This window comes from Sphingopyxis sp. JAI108, assembly GCF_013410105.1.
Lineage (GTDB): Bacteria > Pseudomonadota > Alphaproteobacteria > Sphingomonadales > Sphingomonadaceae > Sphingopyxis > Sphingopyxis chilensis.
The window spans coordinates 655384-678901 of the sequence record NZ_JACCCJ010000002.1; the positions used below are offsets into that span (position 1 = coordinate 655384).

At 67.7% G+C, this 23518-nt stretch carries 20 protein-coding genes; 11 read left to right on the forward strand and 9 right to left on the reverse strand.

Annotated elements, in window-relative coordinates; genetic code table 11:
* Window positions 1-5 precede the first annotated feature (5 nt).
* Window positions 6-2678: an aconitate hydratase AcnA gene (gene acnA / locus HDC29_RS14090; protein WP_179498538.1), complete on the reverse strand. Its 2673-nt coding sequence runs from the start codon at window positions 2676-2678 to the stop codon at window positions 6-8.
* A 281-nt stretch (window positions 2679-2959) separates the two neighbouring features.
* On the opposite strand from acnA, the gene HDC29_RS14095 reads away from it, so the two are divergent.
* From HDC29_RS14095 to HDC29_RS14115, 5 genes are all read left to right on the forward strand, one after another.
* Entirely contained in the window at window positions 2960-3247 is a 288-nt protein-coding gene (locus HDC29_RS14095) for an AbrB/MazE/SpoVT family DNA-binding domain-containing protein (RefSeq protein ID WP_179498540.1), read from the forward strand.
* Window positions 3244-3627: a type II toxin-antitoxin system VapC family toxin gene (locus HDC29_RS14100; RefSeq protein WP_179498542.1), complete on the forward strand. Its 384-nt coding sequence runs from the start codon at window positions 3244-3246 to the stop codon at window positions 3625-3627. The genes HDC29_RS14095 and HDC29_RS14100 overlap by 4 nt, the downstream gene beginning before the upstream one ends.
* Window positions 3627-3953, forward strand: a complete 327-nt coding sequence (locus HDC29_RS14105) for a helix-turn-helix transcriptional regulator (protein ID WP_179498544.1) — start codon at window positions 3627-3629, stop codon at window positions 3951-3953. Before HDC29_RS14100 ends, HDC29_RS14105 begins: the two co-directional genes overlap by 1 nt.
* A gap of 179 nt (window positions 3954-4132) precedes the next feature.
* Window positions 4133-5074 (forward strand): STM4504/CBY_0614 family protein, encoded by a 942-nt coding sequence (locus tag HDC29_RS14110; RefSeq protein WP_179498546.1) that lies wholly within the window; start codon window positions 4133-4135, stop codon window positions 5072-5074.
* Between the two features lie 480 nt (window positions 5075-5554).
* Window positions 5555-6241 carry a hypothetical protein gene (locus HDC29_RS14115; protein WP_179498548.1) on the forward strand — a complete coding sequence of 229 codons (687 nt, stop codon included), beginning with the start codon at window positions 5555-5557 and terminating at the stop codon, window positions 6239-6241.
* Here the strand turns inward: HDC29_RS14115 and HDC29_RS14120 are convergent.
* From HDC29_RS14120 to HDC29_RS14150, 7 genes are all read right to left on the reverse strand, one after another.
* The gene (locus tag HDC29_RS14120) at window positions 6231-6392 is read right to left on the reverse strand and encodes a Flp family type IVb pilin (protein WP_179498550.1); all 162 of its coding nucleotides are present in this window, start codon (window positions 6390-6392) and stop codon (window positions 6231-6233) included. The two genes, HDC29_RS14115 and HDC29_RS14120, sit on opposite strands and share 11 nt — an antisense overlap.
* A gap of 144 nt (window positions 6393-6536) precedes the next feature.
* Window positions 6537-7541: a LacI family DNA-binding transcriptional regulator gene (locus HDC29_RS14125; RefSeq protein ID WP_218844542.1), complete on the reverse strand. Its 1005-nt coding sequence runs from the start codon at window positions 7539-7541 to the stop codon at window positions 6537-6539.
* A 62-nt stretch (window positions 7542-7603) separates the two neighbouring features.
* Complete coding sequence (locus tag HDC29_RS14130) at window positions 7604-8602, reverse strand: DUF2891 domain-containing protein (RefSeq protein WP_179498554.1); 999 nt, start codon at window positions 8600-8602, stop codon at window positions 7604-7606.
* Between the two features lie 2 nt (window positions 8603-8604).
* Entirely contained in the window at window positions 8605-9543 is a 939-nt protein-coding gene (locus tag HDC29_RS14135) for a DUF979 domain-containing protein (RefSeq protein WP_179498556.1), read from the reverse strand.
* Window positions 9540-10208, reverse strand: a complete 669-nt coding sequence (locus tag HDC29_RS14140; protein ID WP_179498558.1) for a DUF969 domain-containing protein — start codon at window positions 10206-10208, stop codon at window positions 9540-9542. The genes HDC29_RS14135 and HDC29_RS14140 overlap by 4 nt, the downstream gene beginning before the upstream one ends.
* A 112-nt stretch (window positions 10209-10320) precedes the next feature.
* Complete coding sequence (locus tag HDC29_RS14145; RefSeq protein ID WP_179498560.1) at window positions 10321-14040, reverse strand: hydantoinase B/oxoprolinase family protein; 3720 nt, start codon at window positions 14038-14040, stop codon at window positions 10321-10323.
* Entirely contained in the window at window positions 14024-15676 is a 1653-nt protein-coding gene (locus HDC29_RS14150) for a CHASE domain-containing protein (protein ID WP_179498562.1), read from the reverse strand. Before HDC29_RS14150 ends, HDC29_RS14145 begins: the two co-directional genes overlap by 17 nt.
* Window positions 15677-15845: 169 nt before the next feature.
* Between HDC29_RS14150 and HDC29_RS14155 the strand changes: the two genes are divergently transcribed.
* A complete protein-coding gene (locus tag HDC29_RS14155; protein ID WP_179498564.1) occupies window positions 15846-16496 on the forward strand; it encodes a glutathione S-transferase family protein in 651 nt (216 codons plus the stop codon).
* A gap of 25 nt (window positions 16497-16521) precedes the next feature.
* Here the strand turns inward: HDC29_RS14155 and HDC29_RS14160 are convergent, their stop codons facing one another.
* Entirely contained in the window at window positions 16522-17481 is a 960-nt protein-coding gene (locus HDC29_RS14160) for a hypothetical protein (protein WP_179498566.1), read from the reverse strand.
* A 172-nt stretch (window positions 17482-17653) separates the two neighbouring features.
* On the opposite strand from HDC29_RS14160, the gene HDC29_RS14165 reads away from it, so the two are divergent.
* From HDC29_RS14165 to HDC29_RS14185, 5 genes are all read left to right on the forward strand, one after another.
* On the forward strand, window positions 17654-17800 hold the full coding sequence (locus tag HDC29_RS14165; protein ID WP_179498568.1) for a hypothetical protein: 147 nt from the start codon (window positions 17654-17656) through the stop codon (window positions 17798-17800).
* A gap of 54 nt (window positions 17801-17854) precedes the next feature.
* A complete protein-coding gene (locus HDC29_RS14170) occupies window positions 17855-18862 on the forward strand; it encodes a HEAT repeat domain-containing protein (protein ID WP_179498570.1) in 1008 nt (335 codons plus the stop codon).
* Window positions 18853-19758 carry a transposase gene (locus HDC29_RS14175; protein WP_179498572.1) on the forward strand — a complete coding sequence of 302 codons (906 nt, stop codon included), beginning with the start codon at window positions 18853-18855 and terminating at the stop codon, window positions 19756-19758. The genes HDC29_RS14170 and HDC29_RS14175 overlap by 10 nt, the downstream gene beginning before the upstream one ends.
* Before the next feature lie 31 nt (window positions 19759-19789).
* Entirely contained in the window at window positions 19790-21613 is a 1824-nt protein-coding gene (gene lepA, locus HDC29_RS14180) for a translation elongation factor 4 (RefSeq protein WP_179498574.1), read from the forward strand.
* A 127-nt stretch (window positions 21614-21740) separates the two neighbouring features.
* Window positions 21741-23510, forward strand: coding sequence for a hypothetical protein (locus HDC29_RS14185; protein ID WP_179498576.1), 1770 nt, complete (start codon window positions 21741-21743; stop codon window positions 23508-23510).
* The last annotated feature ends 8 nt before the right edge of the window (window positions 23511-23518 follow it).

Genomic DNA, 23518 nt, shown 5'->3' on the forward strand with positions numbered 1-23518 from the left:
CCGCGTCAGGCCGCAAGCTTGCGCAGCACATAGTGCAGGATGCCGCCGTTCATATAATATTCGACCTCGTTCGCGGTATCGATGCGGCAGAGCGTGTCGAAGCTGAAGGTCGAGCCGTCGGCGCGGGTGACGTTGACGGTCACCGTCTGGCGCGGCTTGAGGTCCGCGACGCCGGTGATCGTGAACTGGTCGTCGCCGGTCAGGCCGAGCGTCTCGCGCGTCTGGCCATCGACGAACTGCAGCGGGAGCACGCCCATGCCGACGAGGTTCGAGCGGTGGATACGCTCGAAGCTTTCGACGATCACCGCGCGGACGCCGAGCAGATTGGTGCCCTTCGCCGCCCAGTCGCGCGACGAGCCGGTGCCATATTCCTTGCCCGCGATGACGACGAGCGGCGTGCCGTCGGCCTTGTGGCGCATCGCGGCGTCGTAGATCGGCATGACTTCCGCGCCGTAGCGCGACATGCCGCCTTCGATGCCGGGGACCATTTCGTTTTTGATGCGGATGTTGGCGAAGGTGCCGCGCATCATGACGTCGTGGTGGCCGCGGCGGGCGCCGTAGCTGTTGAAGTCGGCCTTGTTAACCTGATGTTCCATAAGCCATTTTCCGGCCGGCGAGTCCGCCTTGATCGAACCGGCGGGGCTGATGTGGTCGGTCGTGATGCTGTCGCCGAGGATCGCGAGCGGCTTGGCGTTCACGATATCGGCCACCGGCGCGGGGGTCATCGTCATGCCCTCGAAGTAGGGCGGGTTCGCCACATAGGTCGACCCGGCGCGCCACTGATAGGTATCCGAGCCCTCGACCTCGATCTTCTGCCAATGCTCGTCGCCCTTGTAGACATGGGCGTAGCGCGCCTCGAACATCTCGCGGTCGACCGCGCCCGCGACGGCGTCGGCGACTTCGAGGTTGGTCGGCCAGATGTCGGCGAGGAAGACGTCCTTGCCCTGCTGGTCCTGCCCGATCGGCGTGGTGGTGAAATCCTCGATCACCGTGCCCTTCAAGGCATAGGCGACGACGAGCGGCGGCGAGGCGAGGAAGTTCGCGCGCACGTCGGGCGACACGCGCCCTTCGAAGTTGCGGTTGCCCGAAATCACCGCCGCGGCGACGAGGCCATTTTCGTTGATCGCCCGGGAAATCGGCTCGGCCAGCGGCCCCGAATTGCCGATGCAGGTGGTGCAGCCATAGCCGACGAGGTTGAAGCCGATATTGTCGAGATGCTGCTGCAGGCCCGCCTTGATCAGATAGTCGGTCACGACCTGGCTACCCGGCGCGAGCGAGGTCTTGACCCACGGCTTGGGCTTCAGCCCCAGCGCATCGGCCTTTTTCGCGACGAGCCCCGCGGCGACGAGCACACCGGGGTTCGATGTGTTGGTGCAGCTGGTGATCGCGGCGATGGTGACGTCGCCGTCGCCGATGTCGAAATCCTTGCCCTCGACCGGCACGCGCTGCTGCGTCTTTTTATAGACATTCGCCATGTCGGCGTTGAACACATCGTCGACGTCGGGAAGCGAGACGCGGTCCTGCGGCCGCTTCGGCCCCGCGAGCGACGGCACGACGGTGGCAAGGTCGAGTTCGAGCGTGTCGGTGAACACGGGGTCCGCGGCGCCCTCGACGATCCACAGCCCCTGCGCCTTCGCATAGGCCTCGACCAGCGCGATATTCTCGTCGCTGCGCCCGGTCAGGCGCATATAGTCGAGCGTCTTGTCATCGACGCCAAAGAAGCCGCAGGTCGCGCCATATTCGGGCGCCATGTTTGCGAGCGTCGCACGATCCGCGAGGCTCAGCGAGGCGAGGCCGGGGCCGAAATATTCGACGAAGCGCCCGACGACGCCCTTGGCGCGCAGCATCTGCGTCGCGGTGAGCACGAGGTCGGTCGCGGTGACGCCTTCCTTCAGCTTGCCGGTGAATTTGAAGCCGACGACTTCGGGGATGAGCATCGACACCGGCTGGCCGAGCATCGCGGCCTCGGCCTCGATCCCGCCGACGCCCCAGCCGAGCACGCCGAGCCCGTTGATCATCGTCGTGTGGCTGTCGGTGCCGACGCAGGTGTCGGGATAGGCGACGACCTGGCCCGACGCATCCTCGCTCGACCACACCGCCTGCGCGATATGTTCGAGGTTGACCTGGTGGCAGATGCCGGTGCCCGGGGGCACCGCCTTGAAATTCGACAGCGACTTCGATCCCCATTTCAGGAAGTCATAGCGTTCGCCGTTGCGATAATATTCGATCTCGACATTCTGCTCGAACGCCTTGGGATGGCCGAATTCGTCGACCATGACGCTGTGGTCGATGACGAGGTGGACGGGGACGAGCGGGTTGATCTTCGACGTGTCGCCGCCCAGCTTGGCGATCGCATCGCGCATCGCGGCGAGGTCGACGACGCAGGGAACGCCGGTGAAATCCTGAAGCAGCACGCGCGCGGGGCGATACTGGATCTCGCGGTTCGAATGCGGGTCCTTCTGCCAGTCGACGAGCGCCTGGACATCGTCGGTCGACACGGTGAAGCCGCCATCCTCGAACCGCAGCAGGTTTTCGAGCAGCACCTTCATGCTGAACGGCAGGCGCGAGACGTCGCCCAGCTTGGCCGCGGCCTTGTCGAGCGAATAATAAGCATAGTCCTTGCCGCCGACGCTCAGCGTCGAGCGGGTCGCAAGCGTGTCGTTGCCCGTGGTCGTCATAGGATTGCAGTCCCCATGTTGGCGCGGCGGGGAATGACTGTCCGATGGCGAAGCGGGAGAGCGGGGCCAACGGGAGTCGCACGCGCGGGTTTATGTTGGCGCCGCCTTACGCCGGGGGGTGGGAAATGCAAGGGGGTGGGGGTGGTTGGTTCGCGCGTGGGTGGTCTTGGACCGGCGACGGCGCGATGATTTTTCACACAAGGACACAAAGGCGTCCGGCTCCCACACGATAATAGCGAGGGCGGATTGTCTGCGACGCTTTCGGATGCTATCTTACCGGTATGACCAAGGAAACCAGAGTATCGGCCAAGGGCCAGGTTGTCATCCCCAAGGATGTGCGCGACCGGCTGCATTGGGACGTCGGCACGGTGCTGGAGGTCGTCGACGGCCCCGCCGGCGTGATGCTGCGCGCCAAGCCCAAGGCGAAAAAGGCGCTGAGTTTCGACGAAGCCATGGCGAAAATGCGCAAGACCGTGAACTATAAGGGGCCGCGGATCAGCGACGAGGACGCCCATGCCGCGATCGACCGGATGTTTCGCGAGGACAAGAGCTGGGACCCGCCGACTTGAAGGCGGCCGATACCAATATTCTTGCGCGGTTCATGCTCGACGACGATCCAGTGCAGTCGCCGATCGCGCGCGATCTGGTGAAGGTCGGTGTTTTCGTCCCGCTGACCGTGTTGCTCGAACTCGGATGGCTGCTGCAATCGCGCTACGGAATGGAGCGGGGGCATCTGGCCTCTTCGCTGCTGGACCTTTTCGACGTGCCGGGGGTCGTGCTGGACGATGACGACGCGGTGCGGAGCGCCGTTGCGGCTTTTGCGAAGAGCGGCGATTTTGCCGATCATATCCATCTGGTCGCGGCGAAGGGCGTCGAGGCGTTTGTGACCTTCGACCGGGGCTTGGTGGCAAATATGGGCATTGGGGTGCCGGTCGAGATCGTCGGTTGATGGTGACGATCCCCCGCGAAGAATATGATCGCCTGCGCGAAGCGGCCGTCGCCGACCTGCGCGCCTATGATGGTGCCAAGGCGGCGCTGGCGGCGCTGGCGGCGGGCGAGGAGGAACTGGTGCCCGCCGACTATGCCAAGCGGCTGATCGCCGGCGAAAGCCCGCTGCGCGAGTTGCGCGGGTTGTCGCAGGTGAGGCTGGGCGCGGTGTCGGGGGTCAACCGGGTGCAGATCGCCGATATCGAGGCCGGGCGCGGCAAGGGCTCGGTGGAGACGGTGCGCAAGCTGGCGGAGGCGCTCGGGGTTAGGGTGGGTGATCTGGTTTGAGGGTGAGGGTGGCCCATTTGGGGATTGTTGCTGCTGTCACCCGCATTCGCCCGTCTTCGCACCCTTATCCCTCTCACTAACTACGAAAACTAGTGGCGCGGTCGCTACATTTGCACCCTTGTCAGACTGGGAAGGGGATGTAGGTCGGTGTGGTCGAAGGACTAGCAGGGAAATAGATTATGGCATTGCGTCAGACTTACGCGCGGAGAAAGCGACAACGTGCGGAGGCTGGAAATGCGAAGATGTTTCGTGAGAAGCCGGTCGGCAATAAACTGCTGACTCAGCTTTTTCAGACTTTCGAAGTGATAGATGCACAGTTCTCGTACGAGAATAAAATGATTGATAAACTCGCCGTAGCTTTACGTGAAGAGATCGGTGTTTTGTCACTGGCGAATCAACGAGATCTATCGAAAGATTTTGCTGTCTGGTGGTTTAACGAGCGTCAACCCTACCCTACCGATGAAGAGCACGACATGCGGCTCAGCGCGATTGAGCTGGCTTGTGAGATTGGCCTTCAGAAGGCTGCTCAGATGGACCGTCTGGCAGGGATGGCCCACAGCAGAAGTCGTGCATCACCGGCGGTGAATAATGCCGTGAATGTCATTAACGAGCGGATGCTCGAAGACGGCTTTGGGTTCCAGTTTCAAAATGGTCAGCTCATCGAAATCACCTCAGAGTTCACCTATGCAGAGGTGATCGAACCCACTCTGACCCTTCTTGCTAATCCATTATTTGAAGCGGCCGACGATGAATTTCGTGACGCATTCGAAGAGTTCAAGAAGCGCAATTATGAAGACTGCATAGCAGACTGCGGCAACGCGTTTGAAAGTGTCATCAAGGTTATCGCAGCCCAAAAGGGTTGGGATGACGTGAAACCGACCGATCCCGCCTCTAAACTGATAGAGGCGCTTTATCGACATGACCTTATTCCCTCGTGGATGCAGGAGCAAATGAAGGGGCTCAAGTCGATGCTTCAGGGTGCTCCCACTGTAAGGAACAAAGAAGCTAGCCACGGTGCGGGGGCAGCGCCCCGGAAGATTAGCAAGGAGCTGGCGGCGTATCAACTGCATCAAACCGCCGCGGCGATGCTATTTTTGGTTTCCCAATCCGAACTTGCCTAGGTGAAGGGCGCGCGGCGCGATAGCGTCGTAGGGGAATAGCGATGACCGGTGCAAAAACTCGGCGATTACACCCTCTGGACACGCTAGCTCGTGCTCCCCGGCGAAAGCCGGGGGCCATGCGAGGTAGCGCTGCGCGATCCGGGCCCCGGCTTTCGCCGGGGAACCGCTATTTGCCGGTGCGGGCCAATCGCCGATCAAGTCCGGGATGACGGAGATCGAGCGGCCCGGATATTTCGCTTTCCTACATTATCCAAATAGGTTCAAAACTGTTCCGATTCATTCCAAGGTGATTCGGGAGGTCGAGCTATGACGGATAAGGTGGAGCGGGGTTTGCGGAAGCAATCGGGTGAGAAGGGCGGAGGTGAGGATCGGAACAGGCCCTGCCGTGGCCGGAGCCACGGGTCTCCGACCACCCCCTCCCGCAAGCGGGAGGGGGGCACGACGGGCGGCGATGCTGGGGGGAAGGGCGCCAATCCCTTCATGCCCGGCCTGCGCGTTCGCGAGGATGGGTGGACCGAGGCGCGGACGCGGACGTTTCTGGCGGTGCTCGCGCAGTCGGGGTGCGTGACCGATGCGGCGCGCGTGGCGGGGATGAGCCGCAAGGCGGTCAACGACGCGCGCCGGCGCTTTCCCGAATTCGATCGCGCCTGTTCGACCGCGCTGGCGCGTGCGCTGCGCGGGTTGCAGGCGGTCGCCTATGAGCGCGCGGTCGTGGGGCGCGAAATGGTGGTGATCCGGGGCGGCAAGGAGGTCGAGCGGCGGATCATGCCGTCGGATTCGATGCTCGGGCTGTTGCTGAAGCGCGGCGAGCTGGGGCCGGGAGAGGGTGGCGGCGGCGCGGCGAGGGCGCATTACCGGCGCTATGACGGCGATGCGGTGATCAGCGCCGAGGAGCATATGGAGGGCTGGCGCTTCGACAGCGCGGGAATCAAATATTTCCATCCGGGCAGCGCGACCGAAAAGCTGCTCGGCAAGCTCGAACGCATGCGCGCCGCGTTCGCCACCCAGCGGGACGAGGAGGAGGCCGCGACGGGCCTGTGCATGCGATGCGGCCAGCCGGCGGCGGGCGAGGCCGCCGCGCGGCTCGCCGCGCAGCGCGCGGGCGGTGCGGGTGGGGGCGATGCGGGCGCGGGCGATGCGGGCGGGGGCGATCCCGCTAGCGATTGAGCGCGTCGTTGATCGTCGTGAAGATGGTTTCGAGATTGAGCCCGAGCGTCTGAAAGGCGATGAGGCACGCGAGCGCGATCAGCGCCGCGATCAGCCCATATTCGATCGCGGTCGCGCCGCGCCGGTCGCTCCACACTGTCCGTCCGCGCATCGCCCGATCCTCCCCCGTGCCGCCCTGTTCGCGTGCGGTCCTGTTCGCGTCCCGCCGCAATAGGGTGGCGCGTGTGTGGCGGGGGTTGAGGAAGAGGCTTAACGCGCTGACAATATTGTCGATTGCGGCGCGCGCGCCGCGCGCTCAGGCGGAGCCGCGCACAACGAGGTGGACGGGGATGCGCGTGCCGCTGCGCGTGCGTTCGTCATCCTCCAATGCCATCGCGACGAGCGCTTCGCCCGCGGCGTCGAGGTCGGGCTCGAGCGTGGTGAGCGCGGGGTCGGCGAGGGTGCCGGCGCGGATGCCGTCGAAGCCGATCAGCGCGACGTCCTGCGGCACGCGGCGGCCGGCGTCCTTGAGGCCCTGGAGCACGCCGAGCGCGAGCATGTCGCTGGCGGCGAAGATCGCGTCGGTTTCGGGATGCGCTGCGAGCAGCGCCTGCACCGCGGCGACGCCCTGTGCGTGGCGGTCGGCGGCGGCGGGCGGCTCGGCGAGGATCGGGGTGAGGCCGCGCGCGGCGAGCGCGGCGGTGAAGCCGTCGCGGCGCTCGTCGAACTGGCGCTGCGGCGACTGCTGCGGCCCGACGAAGGCGATGTGGCGGCGGCCGTCACGCACGAAATGCTCGGCGGCGAGCTGGCCGCCGATGTCATTCTCGCTGCGCATCCAGTGGAAGGGGCTGCCCGGGCTGCCCCAGCAGACGAAGTCGAGGCCCGACGCCTGCGCCTCGGCGAAATATGCCCACGCTTCGCGGTTGCTGGTCGTGCCGATGACGATCATCGCGTCGGCGAGTCCCGAGGCGACGAAATCGGCGCGGAAATTGTCGGCATTCTCCTGGAACGAGACGAGCAGGTTGAAGCCGCGCGCCGAGGTCGCGGCGGCGATGCTGCCGAGCAGCGCGAAGTAAAAGGGGTTGATCGCGCTGCGATCCTCGCCGGGGCGGCAGATGGTGACGAGCGCGATCGTCTCGCTGCTCTTGAGCCGCAGCGACGAGGCGTGGCGGTCGACGACATAGCCCAGCTCGCGCGCGGCCGCGGTGACGCGCGCGCGCGTTTCGGCGTTGACGCCGGGCGAGTTGCGGAGCGCGCGCGAGACGGTCGATTGCGACACGCCGGCGCGCTCGGCGACGTCGAACGATGTGGGACGCAGCATCTTTCCGTTCACCTCCGGCCTCTCCCCCTTCGCGCCGTCTGTTGCCGCGAGCGCGGGGCTTGTCAATCGGCGAGGCCGTCGAGTGCGAGCAAGGCGAAGCTCGCGAGCCAGTGCTCGCCCATATAGTCGCCGGTGACGTGCGGGAGCGCGGCGGCGAGGTGGCGCCCGGCGGCGGCTTCGGCGACGGGGGCGACGGGGTGCGCGGGGCCGAGCGCCGATGCGATGGCGCGCCAGCTCCACGCGCGGCTGAGGTTGAGACCGTCGAGATGCGCGATCTTGCCGTCGCTGCGGTCGGAGACGGTGGCGGGGGTGAAGAGGGTGGCGGGTTGTTCGCTGGCGGCGCGGGGGAGGAAGGCGTCGAACCAGCGGGGGAAGTCGTCGCCGAGGACGATCGCCATCAGATGCGCCTCGGTGAGCGCGGAGGAGAGGAATTCGTCGCCGCCGGGCTCCCACGCCTGACAGTCGCGGTCTTCGCCGAACCAATCGCGCGCGCGGGCGTCGATCAGGCTGACGAGATCCGGGTCGCGGGTTTCGGCCCAGTGGCGCGCGAGGAGGAGGGCGAAGGCGATGTTGAAATGGGTGCCGACGCGCAAGGGATAGGTGAGCTTCGGCAGGAAGGCGTGGAAACGCTGGGCAAAGGCGGCGGCGAGGGGTTCGAGCGCGGCGGCCCAGGGGGCGTTATGGCGTTCGGTCTCGACATGGAGCGCGAGCAGCCAGGCCCAGCCATAGGGGCGCTCGAAGGCGGCCGAATAAGGGCGATCGAGGAAGGCGCGTTCGCCCGCGACCTTGTCGGGGACGAGCATTTCGTCGGCGCGGGCGCCGATGTCGGCGGCGATGGCGAGATCGGGGAAGCGGCGCGCGAGGCGCAATATCTGCCACCAGCCGTGGACGCAGCTGTGCCAGTCGAAACTGCCGTGAAAGATCGGATGATGCTCGCGCGGGGGCTTTGCATCCTCGGGGCCGGTGAGGACGAGGTCCATCTTGTACGGATATTCGCGGCCGAGGTGGGCGAGGGTGGCGGTGGCGAAGCGGGCGGCGTGGTTGGGGGTGAGGGTGGTCATGGTCAGAAAGCGAACAGCCAGATGAAGACGATGTTCACCGCGAGCAGCGGGACCGCGGTGCCGATCTGCGCCTTGATCACGCCATAGGGGTTCTTGAGTTCGAGCAAGGCCGCGGGGACGAGATTGAAGTTCGCGGCCATCGGGGTCATCAGCGTGCCGCAGAAGCCCGCGAGCATGCCGATTGCCGCGACCACCGCGGGGTCGCCGCCATATTGCTTGATGAGCAAGGGCATGCCGACCGCGGCGAGCATCACCGGGAAGGCCGCGAAGGCGTTGCCCATGACCATCGTGAACAGCGCCATGCCAAGCCCGAAGGCAAGCGTCGCGCCGAACAGGCTGCCTTCGGGGATTGTCGTGCCGATGAGGCCGCCGACGACTTCGCCGACGCCGGCCAACGCGAACACCGCGCCGAGGCTGGCGAGCATCTGCGGCAGGATCGCCGCCCAGCCGACCGCGTCGAGCAGGCGGCGGCCCTGCTGAAGCGGGAGCAAAGGCGGCGGTTTGAGGCGCGCCATGCCGACGGCAAGCGCGATGAGCACGCCGATGGCGAGCGAGATGAGCGTCGCCTGTTTGGGATCGGCGAGGCCGGGCACCCATTTGAAGAGGAACGTGCCCGCGAGCGCGACCGCCGGGATGATGAGGGCGACGAGAAGCAGGAAGGGGCCGTGCTGCGCGGCGCGCGCCGCCTGTACGTCGGGCGCGACGTCGCCGCCGGGGGCGCGGCCGATCTGTCCCGTGCCGGCGATCGCGACGAGCGCGAGGACGAGGCAGCCATTGCCGAAATCGCCGAGATGGTCGCCGCCAAGCATCGACAGCGCGAGCAGGCCCCAGAAGGCGGCGTTGCCGAAGCGTTTGGGGTTGCTGCGGTCGAGGAGGCCGAGGGTGGCGAAAAGCGCGAAGGTGAGCCCTGCGAGGACATAGACGAAGCCGAGCGTGATCATGCGCCCGCCTCCTTCATCATGCGTTTTTCGAGGCGCCGGAGGCGGAGGCCGTGGATGATGAAGGCGGCGATCGCGGTCGGGATCGCCCAGAGCGAGAAGTGCAGCGGCTCGATAATATAGCCATAGCCTTCGAGCACGCCCTTCATCAGCAGGATCGAGCCGATCGCGAGGAAAATATCCTCGCCGAAGAAGAGGCCGATATTGTCGGTTGCGGCGGCGAAGGCCTTGACCTCTTCACGCTGATCGTCGGTCAGCGCCTCATTCTTCGCCTCGGCGGCGGCTTCGGCCATAGGGGCGACGAGCGGGCGGACGGTCTGGGCATGGCCGGCGACCGAGGTGAGACCGACCGCGGCCATTGCCTGGCGGAGCAGCAGGTAGCCGGTGAGGAGGCGGCCGAGGGTGGCGCCCTTCATGCGGTCGATCAGGGTGCGGGCATGCTGTTGCAGGCCATATGCTTCGAGCAGGCCGATGACGGGGAGGACGATCCAGATGATCGAAACATAGCGCGTATCGTTGAACGCCTTGCCGAAGGCGGCGACGATCGCGGCGATATCGAGCCCCGCGGCGAACCCTGTGGCGAGCGCCGAGGCCATGATGACGAGCAGCGGATTGAAGCGGAGCAGGAAGCCCGCGATGATGATGAGGATGCCGATCAGGACGAGCATGGACTATCCCCCTTCGTCATTCCCGCGAAAGCGGGAACCCAGTTGCAACGGTAGCTCGCTGGGTTCCCGCTTTCGCGGGAATGACGACGGTTTGGGTGGTGCCGATCTCAAATTAATCTCCCCCCGCCTCGCCATAACCGCCGCCGCCCGGCGTTTCGATCACGAAGGCGTCGCCCGCCGCAAGGTTTGCGCTGCCCGTCGCGGCGAGTATTTCGACCGAGCCATCGGCGCGCTCGACCCAGTTGCGGCCGGGCGCGGCATCCTGGCCTCCCGCTAGACCCTTTGGCGCGATCTGGCGGCGGTTCGCGAGGATGTTCGCCGCCATCGGCTCGCGGAAACGGATGCGGCGCGTGGCGCCGTCGCCGCCGTGCCATTGGCCGGTGCCGCCCGAGCCCTGGCGGATCGAGAATTCTTCGACGATGACGGGGAAGCGCGTTTCCATAACCTCCGGGTCGGTCATCCGGCTGTTGGTCATATGCGTCTGGATGACGCCGGTGCCGTCGAAGCCGGGACCGGCGCCCGAGCCGCCGGCGATCGTTTCATAATATTGGTAAGCGGCATTGCCGAAGGTGAAATTGTTCATCGTCCCCTGCGCGGGCGCCATCGCGCCGAAGGCGGCGAAGAGTGCGTCGGTGATAACCTGGCTCGTCTCGACATTGCCCGCGACGACCGCGGCGGGATAGCTGGGGCTGAGCATCGAGTCTTCGGGGACGATGAGGGTGACGGGGGCAAGGCAGCCCTCGTTCATCGGGATCGGATCGTCGAGCATCGTGCGCAGGACATAGAGGACGGCAGCGCGGACGACCGGCATCGGGGCGTTGAAATTGTCGGGGAGGGTGGCGCTGGATCCGGTGAAGTCGATGGTGACGTGGCGGGCCTTGCGGTCGACTTTGACGGCGACGACAACCTCGGCGCCATTGTCCATCGCGTAGCGGAAGGCGCCGTCGTCGAGGCGCGCGATGAGCTGGCGGACGGCCGCCTCGGCCTGCCGCTGGCCGTGCGCCATATAGGCGGCGACGGTCGCGGCGCCATGCGTTGCCGAGAGGTCTGCGAGCGCGCTCGCGCCGCGCTGGCACGCGGCGACCTGGGCCTTCAGATCGGCGATGTTGAGCGCGGGGTTGCGCGCAGGCCAGTCGCCGGCGGTGAGGTGGGCGTGGACTTTAGCGTCGCGGAAATGGCCGTCGTCGACGAGGAGGAAATTGTCGAACAGGATGCCTTCGTCTTCGATGCTCTTGCTGTCGGGGGGCATCGAGCCGGGGGCGATGCCCCCGAGGTCGGCGTGGTGGCCGCGCGCGGCGACGAAGAAGGCGGGGGCGCTCGCGTCGCCAACGAACACCGGCATGATGACGGTGATGTCGGGGAGGTGGGTGCCGCCGTCATAGGGGGCGTTGAGCGCATAGGCGTCGCCGCGCCGGATGCCGCGGTCGTCTTTGGCGCGCTGGCGCAGGATGGTACGCACGCTTTCGCCCATCGAGCCGAGGTGGACGGGCATGTGCGGCGCGTTGGCGACGAGGCGCCCTTCGCCGTCGAAGATCGCGCACGAGAAATCGAGCCGCTCGCGGATGTTGATCGACGAGGCGCTGTGCTGGAGCGCGCCGCCCATTTCCTCGGCGATCGCCATAAACAGGCTGTTGAAGATTTCGAGGCGGATCGGGTCGGGGGACGCCTCCTGATCCTCCCCGTCGCGTAGCGATGGGGAGGGGGACCGCCGCGAAGCGGTGGTGGAGGGGCCGCGAGCGTTAGCGAGCGCTGCGCGCTCGGCCCCTCCGTCATCCCCTTCGGGGCTGCCACCTCCCCATCGCTGCGCGACGGGGAGGATCGTCTTGGCGAGCCGCAGCGTCCCTTCCTGTTCGACCGTCGCCGACCAGCCCGGCTCGACCACCGTGGTCGCCAGCGCGTCGACGATGATGGCGGGGCCGGCGATGGTGCGGCCGGGGGCGAGGGCGCTGCGCTGGTGGAGCGGGACGTCGTGCGGCGCGCCCGCGAGCCAGGCGGCGACGGTTTCGGGGGCGGTTTCGGCACCCGGTGCGGGCGGCGGCAGCGCGGCGGCCGCATCGCCCGCCTCGGTCAGCTCGACGCGGATGCGGTCGACGACGAGGTTGGCGTGCGGGGCGTAGCCGAAGCGTTGGCGGAAGGCGGCGGCGAAGGCCGATGCGACCTCGGCGGGCGGGGCGAGGGGGAGTTCGATCGCATTGTCGCTGTCGGCGAGGCGGACGAATAGCAGGGTTTCGCGGCTGGTTTCGGCGTCGGGCGACAGGTCGGCGCGCGCGTGGGCGGCGAGTTCGGCTTCGACGTCGGCGAGCGTGGCGGTGCAATCGCCGTCGAGCGTGAGGCCGAGCGTGCGCTCGCGGATCGCCGAGGGACGCGCGAGGCCCATGCCATAGGCCGAGAGCACCCCCGCGAGCGGGTGGAGCAGGATTTCGTCGACCCCGAGCGCGTCGGCGACGAGGCACACATGCTGGCCCGCGGCGCCGCCGAAACCGACGAGGCTGTAGCCCTGCGACACGTCATGGCCGCGCGCGATGGTGATGCGCTTGATCGCGTTCGCCATCTGCTGGACCGCGATGCTCAGGAGGCCTTCGGCGAGCGCTTCGGGGGTGATATTGCCGACTTCGGCGGCCATGGCGGCGAATTTCCGCACGACCACATCGCGGTCGAGCGGCTGGTCGCCGTTCGGGCCGAAGAGTTGGGGGAAATGCGCGGGCTGGATCTTGCCGAGCAGGACGTTGCAGTCGGTGACGGTGAGCGGACCGCCGCGGCCATAGGCGGCGGGGCCGGGGTTCGCGCCCGCGCTTTCGGGGCCGACGAGCAGGCGCGCGCCGTCCCAGCGGCAGATCGAGCCTCCCCCTGCGGCAACCGTGTGGATGCGCAGCATCGGCGCACGGATGCGCGTGCCCGCGACGATGGTTTCATTGTCGCGTTCGAGGCGGCCGGCATAATGGCTGACGTCGGTCGAGGTGCCGCCCATGTCGAAGCCGATCAGCCGCGTCTTGCCCAAGGGCGCGGCGCTGCCGACCATGCCGACGATGCCGCCCGCGGGCCCCGAGAGGATCGCGTCGCGGCCGTGGAAGGCGGCCGCCGATGCGAGGCCGCCCGAGCTTTTCATGAATTGCGGCTGGGCGTCCCCCTCCGGCCCGCCGCCGAGCTGCGCGACGAACTGTCGGACATAATGGTGGAGGACAGGCGAGAGATAGGCGTCGGCGAGCGTCGTGTCGCCGCGGCCGATCAGCTTGATCAGCGCGCTGACGTCGTGGCTGGTCGAGATCTGGGTGAAGCCGATTTCGGCGGCGATGGCGGCGAGGCGCGCCTCGTGCGCGGGGTGGGCGTAGCCGTGCATCAGCACGATCGCGATGCTGGTGAGGCCATTGTCGCGCGCGGCTTGCAGCGCGGCGCGGGCGGCGGCTTCGTCGAGCGGCGTCAGCACATCGCCCTCGGGGCTCATGCGTTCGGCGATTTCGGCGACGGCGGCATGCGGCGGCGCGATGCGGTCGAGCCGCCGCGCGAAGAGGTCGGGGCGGTCCTGATAGCCGATGGTGAGCGCGTCGCCGAAGCCGCGCGTTATGGCGAGCAGGGTCGGTTCGCCCTTGCGTTCGAGGAGGGCATTGGTCGCGACGGTGCTCCCCATGCGGATCGCGAGGGGGGGAAGTGTGCCCTGGCCTGCGCCGGTCAGCTCGCGGATCGCACCCACCGCGGCGTCGCCGGGGCGCGCGGGGTCTTCGCTCAGATATTTGGTGGTGACGACGCCGCCGTCGGGGCTGCGCGCGACCACATCGGTGAAGGTGCCGCCGCGGTCGATCCAGATGTGCCAGCACTCGTCAGTTTGTCGGGACATTGTCCGGCCAGCGAATGACGATGGCGAGGCTGTTGTCAACCGCTGTGCGGCTCCAGCTGCCCTTCAGCTGCCGCTCGATCAGCGTGCGGATGAACTGGGTGCCGAAGCTCTCGCTTTCGATATGCGGCGTTTCGGCGAGGTCGCTTTCGACCCAGTTCAGCTCGATGTCGCCGCCGTCGCGATGCCAGCCGACCGCGAGGCGGCCCTGCCCCGCGAGCGCGCCATATTTGATGCTGTTGGTGACGAATTCGTGGACCGCGAGCGAAATCGCCTGCGCCCCCTCGTCGTCGAGGCGCACGTCGGGGCCGGCGATGGCGGCAAGCTGTTCGGCGGATACGCCCGCGAGCTCGAGTTCGCGGTGAACGATCTGGCGAAGATCGACGCTGTCGAGCGCGCCGGTGACGAGCATCTGCTTGGCATCGGACAGCGCGCGCATGCGGCCGTCGAACCTGGCCTCGAAATCCTCGAGGCTCGTCGATTCGCGCAAGGTGATGCGCGCGAGCGCGCCGATGCGCGCGAAGGCGTTCTTCATCCGGTGCGCCATCTCGCCGATCATCAGCTCGCGGTCGGCGGCGCGCAGAGCCTGTTCGTCGGCGAGCGCCTGGAAAGCGCCGACGCGGCGTTGCTGAAGGCGATGGAGCTGCATCGCGAGCAGCATGATCGCGAAGCCGAAGAGGAAGATGGCGAACGGCCGCCCGATCCGCTCGAGCAGCCGGCCGTAGGATATGCGCATCGTCCATTGGCGGTCGGCGATACGCAGCTTCTGTTCGTGCGTGTCCCAGCCCATCGTGCCGTGGCGGAAGATGAGCGGCGCCGAAGGGCCCTCGCCGGCGTAGATTTCGAGCCCCTCGATCGCGTCGAGCTGCGGCCCGAGCACCGCGGCCATCAGGTCGCGGATGCGGAAGGGGGCATAGACGAACGCCTCGATCGGCCGCGCGTTCGGCGCGGTGGCGAAGACCGCGGGCGGCTGCGGCGGCGGTTCGTCGGCGCGTTCCGCCGCGCGGGGCGCGGCGCGGCCGGCATAGATGGGGACATAGATCAGGAAACCGGGCTGCCGCGTCGAAACGCCCTGTTCCTGGACGAGCTCGACGATGCCGCTCGCGGCGGGTTGGCCGGTCTGCCACGCGCGGCGCATCGCCTCGCGCCGGACCCGCTCGCTGTACATGTCATAGCCGAGCGCGCTGTTGCGGCGCGGCGTATAGGGTTCGACGAGCACGATCGGAAAGCCGATCGGCTGGCTGGTCGCGGGCCAGACGCGAATGTCGCGCCGGTAATTCTGGCGCAGCAGCGCCTCCGCCGCCGCGGGGGTGCCCTGCCGCATCGCCACCGCGATGCCGATCCCCTCCATCCCCGGCGCGTGCACCTGCGGCCGCAGCGACGCGAGATAGGCGCGGATGCCGGGCCCGCTCGACTGGCTGTCCGATTGATAGAGGGCGCGCACGCCTTCGAGCACCGCGATATGATCGCGCAGCCGCATGTTGACCTGCATCGCGACGCGGTCGGCGCGGTCGGCCTCTTCGCCGCGATTATAGAGAAAGCTCGCCCCCGCCGCGAGCAGCGTGGCGATCAGTATGACAAGACCCACGAAGCGGGCGGAAAGCGCCAGCAGCCGATCTGCCCACAACGAAGGGCGCATGTATTCATCCTGCCTGATGGCTGCCGCGGCAGCGCCCCCCTCTGATCCCGGATGTTCCATGCCGCGCCGCCGATGGCAAGTTTATTTCGTGCCCATGCGGCAGCGATGCGCGGGTTGCGATCCGCAACCTTTCGCATATGGTCGGGTCGAATCTGGGAAAGGATGCACAATGATCATTTACGGGTCGGTGGTATCGCCGTTCGTGCGCAAATTGCTCGGTTATCTGGGCGAGAAGGGGATCGAGTTCGAACTGAAGGGGGTCGGCATCGGCGACCCCGATCCGGGGTTCCGCGCGGCGTCGCCGCTCGGCAAGATGCCCGCGATGGACGACGACGGCTTCCTGCTCGCCGATTCGAGCGCGATCATCCAATATATCGAGGCGAAGCACCCCGAACCTGCGCTGATCCCCGCCGACCCGCAGCAGCGCGGGCGGGTGATCTGGTGGGAGGAATTCGCCGACACGGTGTTCGCGGCGTGCAGCGGCAAGATATTCTTCAATCGCATCGTCGCGCCCAAATTCCTGGGGCGCGAGGGCGATCTGGCGGCGGCGGCAACGGCCGAGAGCGAGGAATTGCCGAAGCTGCTCGCCTATCTGGAAAGCGCGATTCCCGCGTCGGGTTTCCTCGTCGGCGACCGGCTGACGCTCGCCGACCTGGCGGTCGCGTCGCCGCTGATGAATTTCCGCCACTGCGGCGCGGGCATCGATGCGGCGGTGCACCCGAAGATCGCGGCATGGAGCGAGGCGATCCTGTCGCGGCCGAGCATGGCGCCGTGGATCGCCAAGGAAGAACGGATGATCGCGAAGGTGCTGGCGGGGTAAGCGGCCGCTCCCCATCCCGACCCGCCTAGGGCGCGATCGCCAGTCCGTCGCCATTCTTCCCCGCCGCGATCCGGCGCAGCACTTCGCCGCTCGCGACGTCGATCTCGGCGATCTTGTCGTGCCCCGTCTCGGCGGCATAGAGCCGCTTCGAATCGGGGCTGAACAGCAAGGTCACCTGTCCCTTCGCCGCTTCGCCCGACACTGTGATCGTCTTCAGCGGCGCGCGCGTTTCGGCGTCGAACAGGCTGATCGTGCCCGATGCGATGTTGCTCGTCGCGACAAGCTTGCCGTCGGGGCTCGCGAGCACGCGGATCGCGACCGGATCGACCGGCTGCGCGGCGACCTTCTCGCCGGTCGCGGTATTCCAGATCGACACGCGCGGCGCGTCCAAATCGCCGACCCACAGCTCGCGCCCGCCCTTTGTCAGCGCCAGCCCCTCGGGCTTGCCGCCGACCGCCAGGTCGCGCAGCTTCCGGCCTTCGGCGAGGTCGAGCACGCTCACCGTCCCCGCCGCGATATTGGCGGTGTAGGCGGTGCGATTGTCCGGGGCGACGACGACCATGTGCGTGCCCTCCTGCCCGGTGGGGATCGAGGTGAGCTTGCCGTCGGGCGCCACCACCGCGACCGAAGTGCTGCCCTCTGCCGTCGCGACGAGCCGCCCGTCGGCGAGCCACAGCAGCCCGTGCGGCCGGCGGTTGGGGCTGAGGTCGATCGTCCGGAGCTTCGTTCGCGTCGCGACGTCGAACACATCGATCGTCGTCCCGCCATAGGCGACCACCGCCGCCTGTTTGCCGTCGGGCGAGACCGCGATCTCGTGCGGCATCGGGCCCGTCGGCAACCGCGCGAGTTCCGCGCCGCTGTCCAGCGCGATGACGCTGAGCGTGTTTTCGCCCTTGTTGCCGACGAGCAGCGTTTCGGCGGCCGCGGGAGCCGCGACGAGGACGCCGGAAAGGGCGGAGAGGGCGGCGATGACGGCACGGCGCATGGGCAATCTCCCGGTGGTGATGGCGCATCCTACCCCGCGCCGCCGTCGCGGCAACCGCGCTTCGACCGGCGACATAGACGAATTAAGCAAAGTTAACTCGGCGTTCGGCGCGCGCGCACCTAGCCCTTCCCACGGCGGCAGGTCGCGCCGCCGGTCAGACAGGAGGGGGATTATGGAATTGCCACCCGTTGATATCGCCGCGCTGCCGTTGCTCGACACCGCGGTCGGGCTGTTCGGGTCGCTGGTCGGCGAAAGCGCGACGTCGGGACCATCGGTCTTCGAGATCGCGGTCACCATCGCGCTGATCGTCCACGACTGATCGCGGGCGGGGCCGGGCGGCGGGTTCGCCCGCTCGCCCGGCCCCGCGTTTCGCATGACCGCCGCGCGCTCGCGTCACGACCATTTCCCTCGCGAAGACGGCGCGCGCCGCCGCCGTATCCGCGAAAGCGTCGCCGCCGCCGACGCGGCATGGCGCGCCGCCGACAAGGCGCCCGGCGGCCTGCTCGCCGCGATCGACGCGGCCCGGGACGCCGTCCCCGACATCGCGCTCGCGCGGCTCCTGCCGTGGCTGGACGACATGGCGTGGCTGCAAGCGCGGCTGGACGACGCGCTCGCGCTGCTCGCCGCCGATCCCTTCGCGCGACCCCCGCTGCGGCCCGTGGGCGGCGGGGAAGGCGGCGCGGGCGGACTCGTCCTCGCCGATCGCGGCGGCGTTCGCCTCACGCTGCTCGTCCGTCCGGCGGGGAGCTGCGCCGCGGCGCCCGCCAGCGCCGTCTTCGTCCCCGGCCGCGCCGCGATCCGCATTCTGGCGAGCGGCGGCGCATCGCTCATCGCGCACCATGTCGCGGTCGGCGGCGCCGAGGAAGCGGGCGGCTTCACCGCGTCGGCCGCCGCACCGTGCCGCAGCGAGCCGCCGCGCCCCTTGCGCACCGGCGAGCTCATCCGCCTCGATACCGCGCGGCAAAGCTACAGCCTGATCGGCGCGCGCCGCGACATATTGCTGCTCGAACTCGCGGTCCAGCCGCCGTCGCCGCTGCCGATCCGTGCCTATGACGTCGCGAGCGGCCGTCTCGCGCATGTCAGCGCGTCGCGCCGCGACAGCAGCTTTCGTGGGGTCGCGCTGACGCTGCTCCGTCACCTCGGCCGCACCGGCGCGGCGCCGCTTTTCGTCGCCGAAGCCCAAAGCGAAGATTTCGCCGCGCGCTGGCACGCGCTGCGCGAGCTGGTCGCGCTCGATCCCGCCGCCGCGCGCCCGCATCTTGCCGCGATGGCGGCGGGCGATCCGCATCCCGAGGTGCGCCAGGCGGCGCAAGCGACGCTGGCGTTCCTTTCATCCCCGCCCGCAAGCGCGAGGGGAGCAGGAGAATCCCCATGCCCCTGACCATCGACCCGCCGGCCGGCTCCGCGCTCGACCTTGCCGAAGTCGCGGCGCGGCTCGACGAAAGCGGCATCGACCTGACGCAAGAGGACAGTATCGCGCGCTGCGCCGCGCTTCTCGCCGGGCTCCAGCGCAACCGCGACTTCCTCGCAACCCGGGTCATCGCCGCGCTTCAGGCGAGTTACGCCGACCAGCTCGAAATCAACCGCTATTCGGCGCAGGTCTTCCTTCTCCACCGCAGCCCGCGCGGCTTTTACCTGCGCGCCAACCTCTGGCCCGCCGCGACCGACGCCGTCTATGCCGCGAGCGGCCCCGCGGCCTTTTCCTTCGGCGTCCCGCACGACCATAATTTCAGCTTTCTGACCGCCGGCTATTTCGGCCCCGGCTATGTCAGCGACTATTATGACCATGACCCCGAGGCGATCGACGGCCGCCTCGGCGAGCCGCTGGACCTGCGCTTCGTCGAGCGCAGCACCCTCACCGAAGGCCGGATGCTACTCTACCGCGCGCACCGCGACATCCACCGCCAGCTCCCGCCCGAAAGCCTGTCGCTCAGCCTCAACATCATGGACGAGGGCGAGCATGTCCCCTGGCGCGACCAATATATCGTCGATCTCGGGCAGAAAACCGACGAGCGCGGCACGATCGCGCGGCGCCCGACGCTGACCAGCGGCGAAATGCTGCTGCGCTGCGCGGTGCATCTGACCGGGAATGGCAGGGACATTGCCGAACAATTCGCGAGAGCGCACCCGGTGCCGAGGGTGCGCGCGAATGCGATCGCGGCGCTGGCGGCGGTTGCGGTCGATCCGGGGGGCGTTCTCGAACGCGGGATGGCCGATGCAGACGCGCGGGTGCGCGATGATTGCGCGCGTTGGCTGGCCGATGGTCAAGCCTGCTGACAGCGCGGCTTTCCGCTGCTAACGGCGCCCGATGACGACTCCCCTTTCGCATATTCGCAATTTTTCGATCATCGCGCACATCGACCATGGCAAGTCGACGCTCGCCGACCGGCTGATCCAGTTCACCGGCGGGCTGACCGCGCGCGAGATGTCGGCGCAAGTCCTTGATAATATGGACATCGAGAAGGAGCGCGGGATCACGATCAAGGCGCAGACGGTGCGCCTGAAATACAAGGCGCACGACGGCGAAACCTATCAGCTGAACCTGATGGACACGCCCGGTCACGTCGACTTCGCCTATGAAGTGTCGCGCAGCCTCGCGGCGTGCGAGGGCGCGTTGCTCGTCGTCGATGCGGCGCAGGGGGTCGAGGCGCAGACGCTCGCCAACGTCTATCAGTCGATCGAGCATGATCACGAGATCGTGCCGGTGATCAACAAGATCGACCTGCCCGCGGCCGACGTCGACAAGGTGAAGGCCGAGATCGAGGACATCATCGGGCTGCCCGCCGACGACGCGGTGCTCGCGTCCGCCAAGGCGGGGATCGGCATCGAGGAAGCGCTGGAAGCGATCGTCACCAAAATTCCGCCGCCGAAGGGCGACGCCGCCGCGCCGCTCGTCGCGATGCTCGTCGACAGCTGGTACGACCCCTATCTGGGTGTTGTAATTTTGATCCGCGTGATCGACGGCGTGCTGAAAAAAGGGCAGCAGATCAAGTTCATGCAGGCGGGCACCACCCATCTGATCGACCGCGTCGGCTGTTTCACGCCCAAGCGCGAGGAGCTGACCGAGATCGGCGCCGGCGAGATCGGCTTCATCACCGCGCAGATCAAGGACGTCGCGCAGGCGCGCGTCGGCGACACGGTGACCGATGCCAAGAAACCCGCCGCGACGCCGCTGCCGGGGTTCAAGGAAGTCCAGCCGGTCGTCTTCTGCGGCCTGTTCCCGACCGATGCCAATGATTTCGAGAAATTGCGCGAGAGCATCCAGAAGCTGCGGCTGAACGATGCGAGCTTCAGCTTCGAGATGGAAAGCAGCGCCGCGCTCGGTTTCGGCTTCCGCTGCGGCTTCCTGGGGCTCCTCCACCTCGAGATCATCCAGGAGCGGCTGACCCGCGAATATGACCTCGACCTGATCACCACCGCGCCGTCGGTGGTCTACAAGCTGAAGCTGGGTCATACCAAGAATGAGGCGGCGAAGGAGATCGAGCTCCACAACCCCGCCGACATGCCCGACCCCAACCGCATCGACGAGATCGAGGAGCCGTGGATCGAGGCGGTGATCTATGTCCCCGACGAATATCTGGGCCCGATCCTGAAGCTGTGCCAGGACCGCCGCGGGGTGCAGAAGAACCTCACTTATGTGGGCGGCCGCGCGCAGATCACCTATGAACTGCCGCTCAACGAAGTGGTGTTCGACTTTTACGACCGGCTGAAGAGCATCAGCCGCGGTTATGCGTCGTTCGACTATCACCAGATCGGCCACCGCCCCGGCGACCTCGTCAAGATGAGCATCCTCGTCAACAACGAGCCGGTCGACGCGCTGAGCATGATCGTCCACCGCGGCAGCGCCGAAAGCCGCGGCCGCGGCATGTGCGAGCGGCTGAAGGACCTGATCCCGCGCCACATGTTCAAGATCCCGATCCAGGCGGCGATCGGCGGCAAGGTGATCGCCCGCGAAACCATCGCCGCGCTGCGCAAGGACGTGACCGCCAAATGCTATGGCGGCGACGCGACCCGCAAGAAGAAGCTCCTCGAAAAGCAGAAAGAGGGCAAGAAGCGGATGCGCGAATATGGGAATGTGAACATTCCGCAGGAGGCGTTCATCGCCGCGCTGCGGATGGGGGATGATGCCTAGGGTCAGGGCCTGACCCTCTTTCCCCTATCGTCCGCGAAATGGGGAAAAGTCCGGGGTTTTGGGCGCCCCGGCTTTCGTGGTAAGGACGGCACGCTGCTTCGGTTCACCCTGGGGAAGGGGAATTGTCATGCGTCATCCGTTCCAGATCGCCGCGGCCCTCGGCATCGGGCTGTCGGCCGCGAGTTTCACACCGCCTGCGGGCTTTTCGGCGGCGGCGCTCGACGCGCTCGACCCGAGCCGGATCGCGAGCCTGTCGTGCGGCGCGCGGCGCGCGGGGTCGATGCTGGCGAACGAGCTGCTGATCGCGGCGGCGGTCGCGGCGCCGGCGAGCGCGGGGCGGACGATCGCGCTCTATCCCGACCTGGGGACATCGCCCTTTCCGGTGACGACGCGCGATGCACAGGCGCGGCGCTATTTCAGCCAGGGACTGCTGATGTCCTATGGCTTCAACCATGCGGGCGCGGTGCGCTCGTTCCGCGAGGCGCAGCGGCTCGACCCCGAATGCGCGATGTGCTGGTGGGGCGAGGCGGTGGCGCTGGGGCCGAACATCAACGCGCCGATGGACGACCGCGACCGGGCGGCGGCGCTGGGTGCGATGGACCGCGCGATGGCGCTGCGCGCGGAGGCGACGCCGATGGAGCGCGCGCTGATCGAGGCGGTGGCGCTGCGCTATTCGCGTGCGGCGGAGCAGGATCGCGCGGCGCTCGACGCCGCCTATGCCGACGCGATGCTGGAGGTCGCGCGCCGCTTTCCGGGCGACGACAATGTCGCGGTGCTTGCGGCCGAGGCGGCGATGGACACGACGCCGTGGAATTATTGGGAGGCGGATAAGCGGACGCCGATCGGGCGGAGCGGCGAAGCGGTGCGGCTGGTCGAGGGCGTGCTCGCACGCAACCCCGATCATGTGCAGGCGAACCATCTCTATATCCACCTCGTCGAGGCGAGCGATCCGGCGCGCGCCGAGGCGGCGGCCGACCGGCTGGCGAACCCGCTGGCGCCGAGCGCGGCGCACCTCGTCCATATGCCGGGGCATATCTATCAGCGGCGCGGGCGCCATGCCGATTCGATCCGCGTCAATGTCGCGGCGGCGCGCGCCGACGAGGCCTATATCCGCGATGCGGGCGATCAGGGGCTCGTGCGCTATGGCTATTATCCGCACAATGTCCATTTCATCGTGACCTCGGCGCAGATGGCGGGCGACCTTCGCACCGCGATCGAGGAGGCGCGGCGGCTGCGGACCTTGCTCGACCCCGACACGTCGGCGGCGATCGCGTGGATCCAGTCGATCGACGCCGCGCCTTATTTCGCGATGGCGCAGTTCGCCGAGCCGAAGGCGATCCTGGCGATGCCCGCACCCGACGCGCGGCTGCCCTATCCGGCCGCGATGCGCCATTACGCGCGGGCCGTCGCCTTTGCGCGGCTGCGCGATCGCAAGGGGTTCGACGGCGAACTGGCGGCGATGGCGACGCTGCGCACGTCGGGCGCGTTCCAGGCGATGGTCGATCAGGGCGTGCCGGGCCCCGACCTGGTGCTGCTCGCCGAAGCGGTCGCGCGCGGGCGCCTTGCCGCGGGGGAGGGGCGGTATGACGAGGCGGCCGGGCTCTATCGCCAGGCGATCGCGATCGAGGACAAGCTGCCTTATCAGGAGCCCGCCTATTGGTATTTCCCGGTCCGGCAGTCGCTCGGCGCCGCGCTGTTCCGGCAGCGGCGCTATGGCGAGGCGAGCGAGGCGTTCCGCGGCGCGCTGGCGCAGACGCCGAACAATGGCTGGGCGCTCTATGGCCTCCAGCGCAGCGAGGCGATGCAGGGGAAGCGGCTCGAGGCTGCGGCGGCGGGCAAGGCGCTGTCGAAGGCGTGGCTCGGCGACCGGCGCTGGCTGCGCATCGACCGGCTGTAGAGGCGGGG